General features: G+C 56.1%; 14 protein-coding genes. 12 read left to right on the top strand and 2 right to left on the bottom strand.

Annotated elements, in window-relative coordinates:
• Positions 1-4 precede the first annotated feature (4 nt).
• Genes ACWKXX_RS18315 through ACWKXX_RS18305 form a run of 3 tightly spaced genes read left to right on the top strand, consistent with a single transcriptional unit; the run spans position 5 to position 3,908 of the window.
• On the top strand, positions 5-775 hold the full coding sequence (locus ACWKXX_RS18315; protein ID WP_015571821.1) for an aspartate dehydrogenase: 771 nt from the start codon (positions 5-7) through the stop codon (positions 773-775).
• A 9-nt stretch (positions 776-784) separates the two neighbouring features.
• Positions 785-2,254: an aldehyde dehydrogenase gene (locus ACWKXX_RS18310; RefSeq protein ID WP_261666015.1), complete on the top strand. Its 1,470-nt coding sequence runs from the start codon at positions 785-787 to the stop codon at positions 2,252-2,254.
• Positions 2,255-2,267: 13 nt separating this feature from the next.
• Positions 2,268-3,908, top strand: coding sequence for a thiamine pyrophosphate-binding protein (locus tag ACWKXX_RS18305; protein WP_261666016.1), 1,641 nt, complete (start codon positions 2,268-2,270; stop codon positions 3,906-3,908).
• An 82-nt stretch (positions 3,909-3,990) separates the two neighbouring features.
• On the opposite strand, the gene ACWKXX_RS18300 is transcribed toward ACWKXX_RS18305, so the two are convergent.
• Complete coding sequence (locus tag ACWKXX_RS18300) at positions 3,991-5,259, bottom strand: OprD family outer membrane porin (protein WP_047734786.1); 1,269 nt, start codon at positions 5,257-5,259, stop codon at positions 3,991-3,993.
• 210 nt (positions 5,260-5,469) lie between these two features.
• Entirely contained in the window at positions 5,470-6,228 is a 759-nt protein-coding gene (gene loiP / locus ACWKXX_RS18295) for a metalloprotease LoiP (RefSeq protein ID WP_261666017.1), read from the bottom strand.
• Positions 6,229-6,500: 272 nt separating this feature from the next.
• Here loiP and tkt point away from each other — a divergent pair, with 272 nt between their 5' ends.
• The 9 genes from tkt to pgk all read left to right on the top strand — a co-directional run bounded on the left by tkt (position 6,501) and on the right by pgk (position 16,682).
• Positions 6,501-8,492, top strand: a complete 1,992-nt coding sequence (gene tkt / locus ACWKXX_RS18290) for a transketolase (RefSeq protein WP_003860074.1) — start codon at positions 6,501-6,503, stop codon at positions 8,490-8,492.
• 312 nt (positions 8,493-8,804) lie between these two features.
• Positions 8,805-9,248 (top strand): PTS mannitol transporter subunit IIA, encoded by a 444-nt coding sequence (cmtB, locus tag ACWKXX_RS18285; RefSeq protein WP_023295399.1) that lies wholly within the window; start codon positions 8,805-8,807, stop codon positions 9,246-9,248.
• A gap of 27 nt (positions 9,249-9,275) precedes the next feature.
• Complete coding sequence (locus ACWKXX_RS18280) at positions 9,276-10,655, top strand: PTS mannitol transporter subunit IICB (protein ID WP_261666018.1); 1,380 nt, start codon at positions 9,276-9,278, stop codon at positions 10,653-10,655.
• Between the two features lie 23 nt (positions 10,656-10,678).
• On the top strand, positions 10,679-11,956 hold the full coding sequence (locus ACWKXX_RS18275) for a zinc-binding dehydrogenase (RefSeq protein ID WP_047733982.1): 1,278 nt from the start codon (positions 10,679-10,681) through the stop codon (positions 11,954-11,956).
• A complete protein-coding gene (glpX, locus tag ACWKXX_RS18270) occupies positions 11,953-12,924 on the top strand; it encodes a class II fructose-bisphosphatase (protein WP_096204736.1) in 972 nt (323 codons plus the stop codon). Before ACWKXX_RS18275 ends, glpX begins: the two co-directional genes overlap by 4 nt.
• Before the next feature lie 15 nt (positions 12,925-12,939).
• On the top strand, positions 12,940-13,449 hold the full coding sequence (locus ACWKXX_RS18265; RefSeq protein ID WP_015571811.1) for an MltR family transcriptional regulator: 510 nt from the start codon (positions 12,940-12,942) through the stop codon (positions 13,447-13,449).
• Complete coding sequence (locus ACWKXX_RS18260; protein WP_047733985.1) at positions 13,446-14,156, top strand: nucleoside/nucleotide kinase family protein; 711 nt, start codon at positions 13,446-13,448, stop codon at positions 14,154-14,156. Before ACWKXX_RS18265 ends, ACWKXX_RS18260 begins: the two co-directional genes overlap by 4 nt.
• Positions 14,157-14,449: 293 nt before the next feature.
• The gene (epd, locus tag ACWKXX_RS18255; RefSeq protein ID WP_015571810.1) at positions 14,450-15,469 is read left to right on the top strand and encodes an erythrose-4-phosphate dehydrogenase; all 1,020 of its coding nucleotides are present in this window, start codon (positions 14,450-14,452) and stop codon (positions 15,467-15,469) included.
• A 49-nt stretch (positions 15,470-15,518) separates the two neighbouring features.
• Positions 15,519-16,682 (top strand): phosphoglycerate kinase, encoded by a 1,164-nt coding sequence (pgk, locus tag ACWKXX_RS18250; RefSeq protein ID WP_015571809.1) that lies wholly within the window; start codon positions 15,519-15,521, stop codon positions 16,680-16,682.
• Positions 16,683-16,754: the final 72 nt, after the last annotated feature.

The raw sequence follows: 16,754 nt of genomic DNA, 5'->3' as shown, positions 1-16,754 counted from the left end.
CATCATGAAAAAGGTAATGTTGATTGGTTTTGGCGCCATGGCGCAGGCGGTGATTGAGCGCCTGCCCGCCGGCGTGGCTATCGGCTGGATCGTGGCGCGCGCGTCTCACCATGCCGCCATTCACGACCAGTTTGGCAATGCGGTCGAGGCGCTGACGTCGCCGATGGCGTGCGCACAAACGCCGGATCTGGTGCTGGAATGCGCCAGCCAGCAGGCGGTGGCCCAGTACGGGGAAGAGATCCTGCGTCGCGGCTGGCATCTGGCCGTCATTTCCACCGGCGCGCTGGCGGACAGCGCGCTGGAGCAGCGTCTGCTCGCTGCGGGCGGAAAACTGACCCTGCTTTCCGGTGCGGTGGCCGGTATCGACGGGCTGGCGGCGGCGAAAGAGGGCGGCCTTGAGCGCGTCACCTATCAGTCGCGCAAAAGCCCGGCCAGCTGGCGCGGCAGCTATGCCGAGCAGCTTATCGATCTGAATGCGGTGTCAGAGGCAAAGGTTTTCTTCGAGGGCAGCGCCCGCGAGGCGGCGCGCCTGTTCCCGGCGAACGCCAACGTGGCGGCGACCGTGGCGCTCGGCGGCGTCGGGATGGACGACACCCGCGTGCAGCTGATGGTTGACCCGGCAACGAAACGCAATACCCACACGCTCCACGTGGAAGGATTGTTCGGCGAGTTTCATCTGGAGCTGAGCGGACTGCCGCTGGCTTCTAATCCTAAAACCTCCACCCTGGCGGCACTGAGCGCGGTGCGCGCCTGCCGCGAGCTGGCCCTGAGCTGAGGAGTGACGATGGACGATCTGAAGATTTTTATCGGCGGCCAGTGGCGACACGGCGGCGGCAACCCGATGCAGAGCCACTTCCCGGCAGACAGGTCGATCAACGCGACGCTGAATGCCGCCAGTCTGGATGACCTGGAGGAGGCGGTAGCCGCCGGAGAGCGCGCCTGGCGCGATCCCGCCTGGCGTAACAGCCTGCCGCATATGCGCGCGAAGATCCTGCATAAGGTTGCCGATCTCATTGAATCCCGCGTCGACGCGCTGGCGCAGATGCAGAGCCGCGATAACGGCAAGCCGCTGGCGGAAGCGCGCGGGCTGGTGTTGAGCGCGGCGGGAACGGCGCGCTACTTTGCCGCCGCCTGCGAGCTGCTGGAAGGGGAACTGCCCACGCCGCGCCAGCCGGATCTGCTGACGCTGAGCCGCTACGAGCCCCTTGGCGTGGTGGCGGCCATCACGCCGTGGAACTCGCCGATTGCCAGCGAAATGCAGAAGGTCGCACCGGCGATTGCCGCCGGAAACGCGGTGATCCTCAAGCCGGCCGAAGCCACGCCGCTGATGGCGCTGAAGCTGGCGCGGATTTTTGAACAGGCCGGGCTGCCCGCCGGGCTGCTGAGCGTGCTGCCGGGCAAAGGCTCGGTGATTGGCGATGCGCTGGCGCGCCATCCTCGCGTGCGCAAAATCTCCTTTACCGGTGGAACCACCACGGGCCGCCATCTGGCGCACGTGGCGGCGGAAAAACTGATCCCGGCCTCGCTGGAGCTGGGCGGCAAATCGCCGACCATCGTGCTGGAGGATGCTGATATCGAACAGGCCGCGCGCGGGATCTGCTATGGCATTTTCAGCTCGGCGGGGCAGGCGTGTATCGCCGGATCGCGGCTGTTTATCCACGAGAGCATTTACGCCCCGCTGATGGCGAGGCTGCTGGAATTAACTCGCGGGCTGCGCGTCGGACACCCGTTTACCGACGGCGTGCATGTCGGACCGCTGATCGGCGAAAAACATCGCCAGAGCGTGATCGAGTACGTCGAACTGGCGAAGCGTGAAGGGGGCCGCGTGCTGTGCGGCGGCGAGATCCCCGCCGATCCCGCTCTGGCAAACGGCAGCTTTTTCCAGCCCACGATTATCGAAGGGCTGAGCAACAGCGCCCGCGCCTGTCAGGAAGAGATCTTCGGCCCGGTGCTGGTGGCGATGCCGTTTGCCGATGAAGCCACACTTATCCGCGAGGCGAACGACTCGGTTTACGGCCTGGCGGCGGGGATCTGGACGCGCGATACCGGTCGCGCCCTGCGTCTCAGCGAGCAGCTGGAGGCAGGCACGGTGTGGATCAACACCTACAAGGTTTTTGCGATTTCGACCCCGTTCGGGGGCTTTAAAGAGAGCGGTCTGGGCCGCGAGAAGGGTATTCAGGGGCTGAAAGCCTGGATGCAACAAAAGAGCATTTATCTGGCGACGGGTAACAGCGTCAACCACTGGTGCGACTGAGAAAGGGTGAGCAATGAGCGAAATGATAACCGTCGGCGACGCCATCGCCAGAACGCTGGAGCAGTATCAGGTTGAGGCCATCTACGGCGTCATCTCTATTCACAACCTGCCGATCGCGGATGCGGTTGGGCAGCGGGGCAATATCCGCTTTGTGCCCGCGCGCGGTGAAGCCGGTTCCGTCACCATGGCCGACGCCCACGGGCGCTTTTCCGGCCTCGGCGTGGCGCTGACCAGCACCGGCGCGGGGGCGGGCAATGCGGTAGGCGCGCTGGTGGAAGCCATGAATGCCTGCACGCCGCTGCTGCATTTAACCGGGCAGGTTGAGAAAGCCTGGCTGGACGCCGACACCGGGTTTATCCATGAAACCCGTGACCAGCTGACCTTCCTGAAGGCCAGCTCAAAACGGGCGTACCGCATCAGCAATGCGAATCAGGCGATAGCGATTCTGCATAAAGCTATCCAGGACGCGCAGACCCCGCCGTGCGGACCGGTCTCGGTGGAAATCCCGATTGATATTCAGGGCGCCAAAATTCCGCTGTCGCTGGTGACTAAACCGGTTAAACCGGCATCGGTTCCAGCCCTGGATACCGGAATGGTTGACGCGCTGTGGGCGCAGCTCAAGCAGGCGAAACAGCCGCTGCTGTGGCTGGGGGGCGGGGCGCTGGGCAGCGCTGAGGCGGTGAAAACGCTGGCGGATGCGGGCATCACCGTGATTTCCAGCACCCACGCGCGCGGCGTGCTGCCGGACAGCCACCGCGCCAGCCTTCGCGCGTTCCACAACTCGCCGTCGGTTGAGGCCCTGATTGCGCAGTGTGATTTTACGCTGGTGGCCGGTTCTCGCCTGCGCAGCAACGAAACCCGATCCTGGACGCTTGAGCTGCCTTCCCCGCGGGTGCAGATCGATATCGACCCGGCGGCGGCAAGCCGTAACTACCTGATGGATAGCACGTTGATAGCCGATTGTTCAGCGGTGCTTGGCGCGCTGGCTGAAAAAGTACAGGGCCGCGAGTGGGGCAGTCCCCAGTGGGATATGCAGGTGCAGCAGGCGGTCGGGCAAGCTGAGCAGGGGCTGCGCGAGCAGTGCGGCGCCTATGCGAAGCTTAACGACGCCATAGCAAAAGCCCTGCCGAAAGACGGCCTGCTTGTGCGCGATATCACCGTGTCCGGCAGCCTGTGGGGTAGCCGCCTGTTCAGGGCTAACGGTCCGCTGATGAACATTCACTCCCTCGCCGGGGCGATTGGTATGGGGCTGCCGATGGCCATCGGCACCGCGATTGCCAACCCGCAGCGCAAGGTGGTGGGGCTGGTGGGCGACGGCGGCCTGAGCCTCAATTTAGGCGAGCTGGCGACGCTGGCGCAGGAGAAAGCCAACGTGACGCTGCTGGTCATGAACGACGGCGGCTACGGGGTGATGCGCGGTATTCAGGATAAGTATTTCGGCGGGCGTCAGTATTATAACGCGCTGCATACGCCGGACTTTACCCTGCTGGCGCAGGCGATTGGCCTTCAGGCGTGGAGCGTTGAGCGGGCAGAGGATTTTGATGCGGTGATGACGGAGGCGCTGGCGATGCCGGGGCCGTCGGTAGTGGAAGTGCGGATGGGGCAGATTGGCGCCCTGAAGTTTGCCGGGCCGCCGCAGAAGACGCTTTACTAGCTGTTTCCCCTCATCCTAACCCTCTTCCACAGGGAGAAAACGGTAGGCCGGGTAAGGCGAAGCCGCCACCCGGCTTTTTTCATCAGAACACGTTAAACGGGTATTCCACGTAAGCGCGGATCTCGTCCCCGCCGACGTTGTACTCGCTGGCGTTGCTGGAGACGCGCAGTACGGAGTAGCGCAGCTTCAGCTTCAGATCTTTCGCCGGGCCATCCTGCACCTGGTACTGGATCTGGTTAAACCACTCGTGCTCTTTGCCATTGCTGGTTTCAGAGGTTTTGATGTTATCGCCGCGCACGTAGGCGGTGGTCCAGCTCAGGCCCGGTAAACCAAGGCCGCCAAAGTCCAGACCGTAGGATGCCTGCCAGGAACGTTCATCTTCGCCGTTGAAATCAGACCAGTAGGAGTTCGCCAGCCAGATGGTGTTACCGCCGTCACCCACGCCGCCTTTGTCGCGATAGCCGCCGTAGTTGTAGCCGGTACTGCCGCTGCTCTGCTGGTACGCCACTTTGAACGTGTGAATGTCCCAGATATAGCTCGCTGCCAGGCTCCAGATGGTGTTGCTGCGGCCCGTGTCGAGGCTGTCCGCGTAATGCTGGTTGAGACGGGAGTTATAGCCGTTGAAGTCGAGCACCAGCTGCTGCCCGGTACTGAACGGCTGTTTGAAGTTCATGCCCAGGTACTGCTTGTTCATCACCTCTTCGTTATGAGAGGCGTACAGCGCGCCGCTGAACTGGTCGTTAAACTGATAGCTCGCACCGCCGAAGGAGAGGCTCTTCAGTCCGCTGTCGTGGCGGTCATCGCTTTTACGCTGCTCGTCGGTGAAGTAACCGGCGTTGACTTCCAGACCGTCGATCTCTTTCGAGGTCAGCATGGTGCCGGTGTAGCTTTCAAACAGCAGGCGGGAGCTGTCGGCATTCACGATGGGCAGCTCAGGGCGCTGATTCCCGTAGCTCAGTACGGTATTGGAGATGCGCATTTTGGCGGTTGCGCCAAACTTTGCCAGATCGGATTTTGCCCGGCCGTCGTCTTCCTGCTTAAAGAAGTCGATGCCGCCCGCGCCGCTCTTGCCGCGGCCACCGTCCAGACGCACGCCATACTGCGCGATACCGTCCACGCCGAAGCCCACCAGCCCTTCGGTATAGCCGGATGCAAACGTGGCGATGATCCCCTGACCCCATTCGGCTTTGTCCTGCTGGCCCTGATGGTAGTCGCGGCTGATATACGCATTGCGTAAAAACAGATCCAGATGGCTGTCGTCAATAAAACCCTTGCTGTCGGATTGCTGGCTTGCGGCGGCAGGTAATGCGGCAAATAAACTTAAAGCAATTAATGATAATTCTTTTTTCACGGAGGGAACGTCTCTGTCTGGATATATTAATTTGAATAACTGCGGAAGAGATAATTACCGGAAAAAGTAACCTTTGCAATAATTATGTGACCAGACATTTCAGAGTGGCAGGGTAGATTTGGCGGGGCTTTCAGGGGTGTTATCGATACGTGCTTTTAAGTTAACAATTCATGCGAAATAAAAAGGAGGCAAAACTGCCTCCTTCCGAAATTATTTAATTCCGTCTGCCGCCATACGGTCGCGAATATGCTGTGCACGCTCTTCCGAAGCCGGGTGATCGTCAAACATGGAGCTTTGACGGCCCTCCTCCAGTTTCGCCAGTTTTTCGAAGCTGGTAGCTAAACCCGATGGATTGATGCCGCGTTTGCGCAACAGATCGTAAGAGTAGTCATCCGCTTCCGACTCCTGACGCTGGGAGAACTGCGAGTTCACCAGTTTTTCGCCCACGTCGCCCAGCTGCGACTGGGACAGGCTGCCGACGATGCCGCCCGCAGAGGCCGCCGCTGCGCGCACGGCATTGGTGCCCAGCGCAACCTGCATCCCTTTCTTCACGTGACCCAGTGCAACGTGACCCATTTCATGGCCGATCACCGCTTCCACTTCGTTGTCGGTCATCATGTCCATCAGGCCGCTGTAAACGCGGATACAGCCGTTCGCCATCGCAAAGGCGTTGACGTCTTTCGCCATATACACCTTGTAGTTCACCGGCTGACCGTTAATGTTGTCGCCCAGCGCGGAAGCAATCTTGTTCAGACGCTGCGTGTAGGTGATGTTTGCCGGGGCAAGCGTAGCTTTTCCATCCATATCCTTACAGGCCTCGTCGCTCAACGCTTTCACCTGCGCATCGCTCAATGAGTAGGCCTGAAAAGCTTCTGCGCCTGAGGTCATCAGGCCGTTAGAATCCATATTCTGACAGCCGCTTAGCAGGAGCGTTGTTCCCACAGCCAGCCCGATTGCACGCATTTTCATGATGTTGCTTCCGTACTCGTTAATCTGAATTAATTCCGAAAAATGCACCGTCAACGAAGCCGGTGTCGGGCTAAGTATAAGGAATATCGACAGAGGCGGGCGAGCAGATTGCGCAACATGCGAGCATGATCCAGAGATTTCTTAAGCTGCAAAAGAATGGTCCATGTACATGCCCTGCGGCTTGGGTTACATTGTTGGCACTTTTTTCCGGCGTAGCCCAAAACGCGCTGTCGTCAAGGGCATGGCCTTTAACAGTCCGATCTGGAGTTAAAATGTCCTCACGTAAAGAGCTTGCTAATGCTATTCGTGCGCTGAGCATGGACGCAGTACAGAAAGCCAAATCCGGCCACCCGGGCGCCCCTATGGGCATGGCTGACATCGCCGAAGTCCTGTGGCGTGATTTCCTTAACCACAACCCGCAGAACCCGGCATGGGCAGACCGCGACCGTTTCGTGCTGTCTAACGGCCACGGCTCTATGCTGATCTACAGCCTGCTGCACCTCACTGGCTACGATCTGCCAATCGAAGAGCTGAAAAACTTCCGTCAGCTGCACTCCAAAACTCCAGGTCACCCGGAAGTGGGCTACACCGCTGGCGTTGAAACCACTACCGGTCCGCTGGGTCAGGGCATCGCTAACGCCGTAGGGATGGCGATTGCAGAGAAGACCCTGGCGGCGCAGTTTAACCGTCCTGGCCACGACATCGTTGACCACTTCACCTACGCCTTCCTGGGCGACGGCTGCATGATGGAAGGCATTTCTCACGAAGTGTGCTCCCTGGCAGGCACCCTGAAGCTGGGTAAACTGGTTGCGTTCTACGACGACAACGGCATCTCCATCGACGGTCATGTTGAAGGCTGGTTCACTGACGACACCGCCGCACGTTTCGAAGCCTACGGCTGGCACGTTGTGCGCGGCGTTGATGGCCACGATGCTGACTCGATTAAACGTGCCGTAGAAGAAGCGCGCGCCGTGACCGACAAACCGTCCCTGCTGATGTGCAAAACCATCATCGGCTTCGGTTCTCCGAACAAAGCGGGCACTCACGACTCCCACGGCGCACCGCTGGGCGACGCGGAAATTGCACTGACCCGTGAAGCGCTTGGCTGGAAACACCCTGCCTTCGAAATCCCGTCTGAAATCTACGCTCAGTGGGATGCGAAAGAAGTGGGCCAGGCGAAAGAAGCGGCCTGGAACGAGAAGTTCGCGGCATACGCGAAAGCCTTCCCTCAGGAAGCGGCTGAATTCACCCGTCGTATGAAAGGCGACATGCCGTCTGACTTCGACGCGAAAGCGAACGAGTTCATCGCGAAGTTGCAGGCGAACCCAGCCAAGATCGCCAGCCGTAAAGCATCTCAGAATGCGATCGAAGCGTTTGGTCCTCTGCTTCCAGAATTCCTCGGCGGCTCCGCTGACCTGGCGCCATCAAACCTGACCCTGTGGTCCGGATCTAAGCCAATCAACGAAGATACTGCCGGTAACTACATCCATTACGGTGTACGTGAGTTCGGGATGACCGCGATTGCCAACGGTATCGCTCTGCACGGTGGTTTCCTGCCGTACACCTCTACCTTCCTGATGTTTGTGGAATATGCACGTAACGCCGTGCGTATGGCTGCGCTGATGAAACAGCGTCAGGTGATGGTCTACACCCACGACTCCATCGGTCTGGGCGAAGACGGTCCTACCCACCAGCCGGTAGAGCAGGTGGCTTCCCTGCGCGTGACCCCGAACATGAGCACATGGCGTCCATGTGACCAGGTTGAATCTGCGGTGGCGTGGAAATACGGCGTTGAGCGTCAGGATGGCCCGACCGCGCTGATCCTCTCCCGTCAGAACCTGGCGCAGCAGGAGCGTACCCCAGAGCAGCTGGCAAATATCGCGCGCGGTGGTTACGTGCTGAAAGATTGCGCAGGCCAGCCTGAGCTGATCTTCATCGCGACCGGTTCTGAAGTTGAACTGGCCGTTGCCGCATGGGAAAAACTGACTGCCGAAGGCGTGAAAGCGCGCGTGGTCTCCATGCCGTCTACCGATGCGTTCGACAAGCAGGATGCCGCGTACCGCGAATCCGTACTGCCTAAAGCGGTCTCCGCTCGCGTGGCAGTGGAAGCGGGTATCGCTGACTACTGGTTCAAATACGTGGGCCTGAACGGTGCTATCGTCGGTATGACCACGTTCGGTGAGTCTGCGCCGGCTGAACAGCTGTTTGAAGAGTTCGGCTTCACCGTTGAGAACGTTGTCGCTAAGGCGAAAGAACTGCTGTAACTCTCCCAGTGAGGCAAAACGGGTCGCTAAGGCGGCCCGTTTTTATTTCGATGGTATTTTTTTGTGTTAACAACATATATTTGGTGATTCCCATCACAAATACGTAAAGTCATAATATGTGTAATTTGCAATGGATATCACATATATAGACTTGCTTTTTTATTTATTGTTTTTAAAGATATGTTTTCATTCGTTTTATTAAAATGCGTTCTGACACGCTCGCCATTTTCTCCCCGTTTGATTTCATTTTACCGCAGGCGTATTTTGTTTTTAGCGATACGTTGTACCCTAAAAATAAAATAAGGATGATATATGCGGTTAATTGATTATTTCCCTGAATCCTCAATATCAATAAAATCCGCAGCAAAGGACTGGCAGGAAGCCATTGATTTGTCCATGTCGTCTTTGCTGCAAAATCATTATATTAACGCTGGTTATATTGAAGCAATTAAAACCTCGACGCTCACTAATGGTCCTTATTACATTCTCGCTCCGGGTGTAGCGATGCCTCATGCCCGTCCGGAGTGCGGTGCCTTAAAAACAGGTATGTCATTAACGCTTCTTAAACAGGAAGTGCAGTTTGCCGACGACGATGAGCCCGTGAAATTACTCATTGGTTTATCGGCGGCGGATGCGGATTCACATATCGGCGCTATCCAGGCATTAAGCGAATTATTATGTGAAGAAGATAAACTGTCGGCGTTGTTAACCGCTAAGTCAGAAAAGCAGTTGGCGGATATTATCGCTCGCGCATAATTATTCTCTCCTTTACAGGACATTATTATGGAACACAAGTCTGCTCGTGCAAAGGTCCAGGCTTTTGGGGGCTTTTTGACTGCAATGGTCATCCCGAATATTGGCGCTTTTATTGCCTGGGGATTTATTACCGCATTATTTATTCCAACCGGCTGGATGCCAAATGAGCATTTTGCCAAAATTGTCGGTCCGATGATCACCTATTTATTGCCGGTGATGATTGGCTCTACCGGTGGACACCTGGTTGGCGGCAAACGTGGGGCGGTGATGGGGGGGATCGGCACTATCGGCGTGATTATCGGCGCGGATATTCCTATGTTCCTCGGCTCAATGATCATGGGGCCACTTGGCGGTCTGGTGATTAAGCACATCGATCGGCTGCTGGATAAACGCATTCCCGCTGGTTTTGAGATGGTCATCAACAACTTCTCGCTGGGTATTGCGGGCATGCTCCTCTGCCTGCTGGGATTTGAAGTGATCGGCCCTGCGGTGTTAATTGCCAATAACTTTATCAAAGAATGTATTGAAGCACTGGTGCATGCGGGCTATTTGCCGCTGCTGTCGCTGATTAACGAACCGGCAAAAATCCTGTTTTTAAATAACGCTATCGATCAGGGTGTTTATTATCCGCTGGGAATGCAGCAGGCTTCCGAAACGGGTAAATCCATCTTCTTTATGGTGGCCTCCAACCCCGGGCCGGGATTAGGTCTGCTGCTGGCTTTTACTTTTTTTGGCAAAGGGATGGCAAAGAAATCAGCCCCTGGCGCGATGATTATTCACTTCCTGGGCGGCATTCATGAGCTCTATTTCCCTTACGTACTGATGAAACCGCTGACGCTGATTGCGATGATTGCTGGCGGCATGAGCGGAACGTGGATATTTAATATGTTGGGCGGTGGTCTGGTAGCTGGCCCAAGTCCGGGTTCGATTTTCGCCTATCTCGCGTTAACACCTAAGGGTGCTTTTCTTGCAGCGATTGCTGGCGTAACGGCAGGCACTCTGGTCTCTTTTGCAGTCACCTCCCTGATCTTAAAAATGGATAAAAGCCATGAAGCTGAAACGGAAGATACTTTCAATGATTCTGCCAACGCCGTAAAAGCCATGAAGCAGGAAGGCAAGTTTTCTTATCGGGATATTAAGCGCATCGCTTTTGTCTGCGATGCCGGAATGGGCTCCAGCGCTATGGGCGCGACGACATTCCGCAAGCGTCTGGAAAAGGCCGGGCGAGATATCGACGTAAAACATTATGCCATCGAAAATGTGCCTGACGATGCGGACATTATTGTTACCCATGCCAGCCTGGAGGGGCGTGCTAAACGGGTCAGTGACAAACCGTTAGTGCTGATAAAAAACTATCTCGGCGATCCGCAGCTTGACGATCTCTTTAAGCATTTAACGGCGAATTAATCTATCTGGTTTCTGGAGTCATTATGAAAACGAAAGTGGCTGCCATTTATGGCAAGCAGGATGTTCGTATCCGTGAATTTGAACTGCCCGAAATAAGCGACAATGAACTGCTGGTGAGCGTAATTTCTGACAGCGTTTGTTTATCAACCTGGAAGGCAGCGAAATTAGGCAGTGAACATAAACGTGTGCCGGACGATCTGGAAAATCATCCGGTCATCACCGGACATGAATGCGCCGGGGTGATTGTTGAGGTCGGGAAAAATCTGACCGAAAAATATAAAAAAGGTCAGCGCTTTGTTTTACAACCGGCAATGGGATTACCGACCGGTTATTCTGCTGGCTACAGCTATGAATATTTTGGCGGCAATGCGACGTATATGATTATTCCAGAAGTTGCGATTAATCTGGGCTGCGTTTTACCTTATCACGGCTCCTATTTTGCGGCGGCTTCGCTGGCGGAACCCATGTGCTGCATTATCGGCGCGTATAACGCCAATTATCATACGACGCAATATGTCTATGAGCACCGGATGGGCGTGAAACCGGGAGGTAATATTGCGCTTCTGGCCTGCGCCGGGCCGATGGGAATTGGCGCTATTGATTATGCGATTAACGGCGGGATTCAGCCGTCGCGCGTTGTGGTGGTGGATATCGATGAGGCTCGCCTTGCGCAGGCGGAAAAACTCCTGCCGGTTGAGCTGGCGGCACAGAAGGGTATTGAGCTTATCTATGTCAATACCTCCGAACTGGAGAACCCTGCCGCTACGTTACGCGCATTAACTGACAATGCAGGCTTTGACGACGTGTTTGTCTATGCCGCGGTTCCGGCGGCCATTGAACTGGCAGACGATCTTCTCGCCGAGGACGGGTGCCTGAATTTCTTCGCCGGACCAACGGACAGCAATTTCAAGGTGCCGTTTAATTTTTACAACGTCCATTACAACAGTACCCACGTGGTGGGCACCTCCGGCGGCTCGACGGAGGACATGAAAGAGGCGATTGCGCTGAGTGCGACGGGCCAGCTCCAGCCGTCGTTTATGGTGACCCACATCGGCGGCCTTGATGCGGTGCCGCATACGGTACTCAATCTTCCGGACATTCCTGGAGGTAAGAAGCTTATCTATAACGGTGTCACCATGCCGTTAACGGCCATTGCCGATTTTGCCGAAAAGGGCAAAACCGATCCGCTTTTCCGGGAGCTGGCAAGGCTTGTGGAAGAGACGCACGGCATCTGGAATGAAAAAGCAGAGCGCTATCTGCTGGCGCAGTTTGGTGTGGATATTGGGGAGGCGGCGGCATGATGTCTCTGGCATGGCCGCTCTTTCGCGTTACGGAACAGGCGGCGTTGGCCGCCTGGCCGCAAACCGGGTGCGGCGATAAAAACCGAATCGACGGGCTGGCGGTAACCGCCATGCGCGAGGCGCTAAACGCGATAGCGATGCGCGGGCGTATCGTTATCGGCGAAGGTGAGATCGACCATGCGCCAATGCTGTGGATTGGCGAGGAGGTCGGAAGCGGCATCGGCCCGGCGGTGGATATTGCCGTCGATCCCATCGAGGGCACCCGCATGGTGGCGATGGGGCAAAGCAATGCGCTGGCTGTGATGGCGTTTGCGCCTGAGGGCCGCCTGTTTCATGCCCCTGATATGTACATGAAAAAACTGGTGGTTAACGCAGCGGCAGCTGGGGCAATCAGCCTCGATCTCCCGCTGGCAGAAAACCTTCGCAACGTTGCCCGGGCGCTGGGCAAGCCGCTGGAGCATCTGCGGATGGTGACGCTGGACAAACCGCGCCTGCAAAATGCAATTGCCGAGGCGACGCAACTGGGCGTGAAAGTGTTTGCGCTGCCCGATGGCGACGTCGCCGCCAGCGTTCTGACCTGCTTACAGGATAATCCCTATGATCTGATGTACACCACAGGCGGCGCGCCGGAAGGGGTGATCTCCGCCTGCGCGGTGAAAGCGCTGGGTGGCGATATGCAGGCGGAGCTGATCGATTTTTGTGAAGCGAAAGGGGAGAGTCCTGAGAACCGTAGGGTCGCCGTGCAGGAGCACCGTCGCTGTGTGGAGATGAAGGTGGAAGTCAATCGTATCTATACCCTTAGCGAACTGGTAAAGGGCAATGACATCCTGTTCAGCGCGACGGGCGTGACGGGCGGCGAACTGGTTAAAGGTATTCAACAGGTTGCGAAGGGTGTGCGCACGCAAACTTTACTGATCGGCGGCGCAGATCGAACGTGTAATATAATAGACTCTCTGCATTCACGGTGATTTATCGAGATACAAATGACGACACTGACAGAAGACGATGTGCTTGAGCAACTGGATGCTCAGAATAACCTCCTCGCATTTATGACGACGGCACAGTCTTTTTTACTCCAGGGCATTAAATGTTTTCTGCCGTCGCTGTTTGTCGATAACGATGAAGAGATCGTGGAATATGCAGTGAAGCCGTTACTCGCCCGGAGTGGGCCGCTTGATGACATCGATGTGGCGTTACGCCTGATCTATGCGCTGGGGAAAATGGAAAAATGGCTCTACGCCGATATAACGCATTTTTCGCAGTTTTATCAGTATCTTAACGAGCAGGATACGATCCCTGGCTTCGCCGATGACATCACCTGGGATTTTATCAGCAACGTTAATTGCATCACCCGTAACGCGACGTTATTCAGCGCGCTGGAGTCGATGAAATTTGCTGACTTTGCCGCATGGTCTGAGGTGCGCTTTACCGCAATGATCAAGACGGCGCTCACCCTGGCGGTAACAACAATTTTAAAGGAACTTACGCCGTGAAAATTGGGCTAACGGTCAATGGGCTATATGTAGAAGCACATTATCCTGACGACGAAATTGAAAATGTTCATAAGCCTTTGCTGCGGCAACTGGCGAAACGGCATTTCGCCAGCGCCAGCAGACGTACGATTGTTTTTCTCAGCGCCCCGCCCGGTACGGGCAAGTCCACGCTGACCGCCTTCTGGGAATATCTCTCTCGTCAGACGGAGGGGCTCGCTCCGATTCAGACGTTGCCAATGGATGGATTTCATCACTACAACGTCTGGCTGGAAGCGCATAACCTGCGCGCGTACAAAGGCGCCCCGGAGACCTTTGATGTCGACAGGCTGGCGCAACATCTGCGGCAGATAAAAGAGGGCGACGGTACCTGGCCGCAGTATGACCGGCAAACGCACGACCCTGTCGAAGAGGCAATCGTGGTAACGGCCCCTGTCGTGATTGTTGAGGGTAACTGGCTGCTGCTCGATGACGAACGATGGCGAACGCTGATGGGATACTGTGATTTTTCATTGTTTATTCGCGCCCCCGCCGAAGCCTTACGTACGCGCCTGGTTGGACGTAAGCTGGCCGGCGGACTCTCTCAGGCCGACGCCGACGCGTTTTATGCGCGCACCGACGGGCCAAACGTGGAGCGTGTTTTGCGTCACAGCCGTCCTGCCAATGTTGAACTGATGATGTCGGCAAATGGCGAATACCGACTCGTCTGATCCTCAGCGGCTTTCAGTGGGGGCGCCGGTCGACCCGCCGCGTTTTTACGTGGCGGGAGGAAAAGGGATTATTCCGGAAAAATGTGATGGAGATCAGATAAAATCGCTCTTAATCTGGACAGAGATTCCTTTTATTCCCCGATTCGCTTATTCTTGCTGAAGCGTTTCAGTCGATTAAATGTTCGACAATTGACCAATCAATCGCAGTTTGTGACAGCAAGGATTCCCCTTCGGGCGTCGCTGGATTACTCTTTCAGCCACCTCAAACTCAGGGATAGCTTTGCAGGAGATCTATGACCGTACGCGTAGCGATTAATGGCTTCGGTCGCATCGGACGCAACGTGGTTCGTGCTTTATATGAATCCGGGCGTCGTGCGGAAATCACCGTGGTGGCAATCAATGAACTGGCGGATGCTGCGGGCATGGCGCATTTGTTGAAATATGACACCAGCCACGGTCGCTTTGCCTGGGACGTTCGCCAGGAAAGGGAACAGCTGTTCGTCGGTGACGATGCCATCCGCGTGCTGCATGAGAACAGTATTGAAGGGCTGCCCTGGCGCGAACTGGGTGTGGATGTGGTGCTGGACTGTACCGGCGTGTACGGTAACCGTGAACATGGCGAAGCGCATCTGAATGCTGGCGCGAAAAAAGTGCTGTTCTCCCATCCCGGCAGTAACGACCTCGACGCCACCGTCGTGTTTGGCGTCAACCAGCACGAGCTGCAAGCTGAACACCGCATTGTCTCCAACGCCTCCTGCACCACCAACTGCATTATTCCGGTCATTAAACTGTTAGACGATGCGTATGGCATTGAATCCGGCACCGTGACCACGATTCACTCCGCCATGCACGATCAGCAGGTCATCGACGCCTACCATCCGGATTTACGGCGCACTCGCGCGGCGAGCCAGTCCATCATTCCGGTGGATACTAAACTGGCTGCCGGGATCACCCGTATTTTCCCGCAGTTTAACGACCGTTTCGAAGCGATTGCCGTGCGCGTGCCGACGATAAACGTCACCGCAATCGATCTTAGCGTGACGGTGAAAAAACCGGTAAAAGCCTGTGAAGTCAACCTGTTGCTGCAAAAAGCGGCACAGGGAGCATTTCATGGTATAGTTGACTATACGGAATTACCGTTGGTCTCAGTAGATTTTAACCACGACCCGCACAGCGCCATCGTGGATGGCACGCAGACGCGAGTCAGTGGTGCGCACCTTATCAAGACGCTGGTCTGGTGTGATAACGAATGGGGCTTTGCTAACCGAATGCTCGACACCACGTTAGCCATGGCCGCAAAAGGTTTCAGGTAGAGCGCACCTTGCGCTTGCAAAACTTTAAGAATCAACGAGAGGATTCACCATGTCTGTAATTAAGATGACCGATCTGGATCTGGCAGGTAAACGCGTTTTCATCCGTGCCGATCTGAACGTACCGGTTAAAGATGGCAAAGTGACCAGCGACGCGCGTATCCGTGCATCTCTGCCAACCATTGAACTGGCTCTGAAGCAGGGCGCTAAAGTGATGGTCACCTCCCACCTGGGCCGTCCAACTGAAGGCGAGTACAACGAAGAGTTCTCTCTGCTGCCGGTTGTTAATTACCTGAAAGACAAACTGTCCAGCCCGGTTCGCCTGGTGAAAGATTACCTGGACGGCGTGGAAGTTGCCGAAGGTGAGCTGGTTGTTCTGGAAAACGTTCGCTTCAACAAAGGCGAAAAGAAAGACGACGAGACCCTGTCCAAAAAATACGCTGCGCTGTGCGACGTATTCGTGATGGATGCATTCGGTACGGCTCACCGTGCGCAGGCATCTACCCACGGTATCGGTAAATTCGCAGACGTCGCCTGTGCAGGTCCGCTGCTGGCTGACGAACTGGAAGCGCTGGGTAAAGCTCTGAAAGAACCTGCTCGTCCAATGGTCGCTATCGTTGGTGGTTCTAAAGTTTCTACCAAACTGACCGTACTGGATTCCCTGTCCAAAATCGCTGACCAGCTGATCGTTGGTGGTGGTATCGCGAATACCTTCGTTGCTGCGCAAGGCCACAACGTGGGTAAATCCCTGTACGAAGCGGATCTGGTTGACGAAGCCAAACGTCTGCTGAGCACCTGTGATATCCCGGTTCCAACTGACGTTCGTGTAGCTACCGAGTTCTCCGAAACCGCTACCGCAACCCTGAAGTCTGTTAACGACATCAAAGATGAAGAGCAGATTCTGGACCTGGGCGACGTTTCTGCACAGAAACTGGCTGAAATCCTGAAAAACGCAAAAACTATCCTGTGGAACGGTCCTGTCGGCGTGTTCGAATTCCCGAACTTCCGCAAAGGGACTGAGATCGTGGCTAACGCTATCGCAGACAGCGAAGCGTTCTCTATCGCAGGCGGTGGTGACACCCTGGCAGCTATCGATCTGTTCGGTATCGCTGACAAGATCTCCTACATCTCCACTGGTGGCGGCGCATTCCTCGAATTCGTGGAAGGTAAAGTCCTGCCAGCAGTAGCAATGCTCGAAGAGCGCGCTAAGAAGTAAGCCATTCAGGGGCAGGGAAACCTGCCCAATTTTCAGCGCGCTTATCAGAGCTCGCACCTTTTCTAACGGCCG

The organism is Enterobacter sp. UPMP2061 (genome assembly GCF_053709615.1).
Note: the sequence above shows the minus strand (reverse complement) of the source record. Positions and strands in the feature narration are given on the sequence as shown.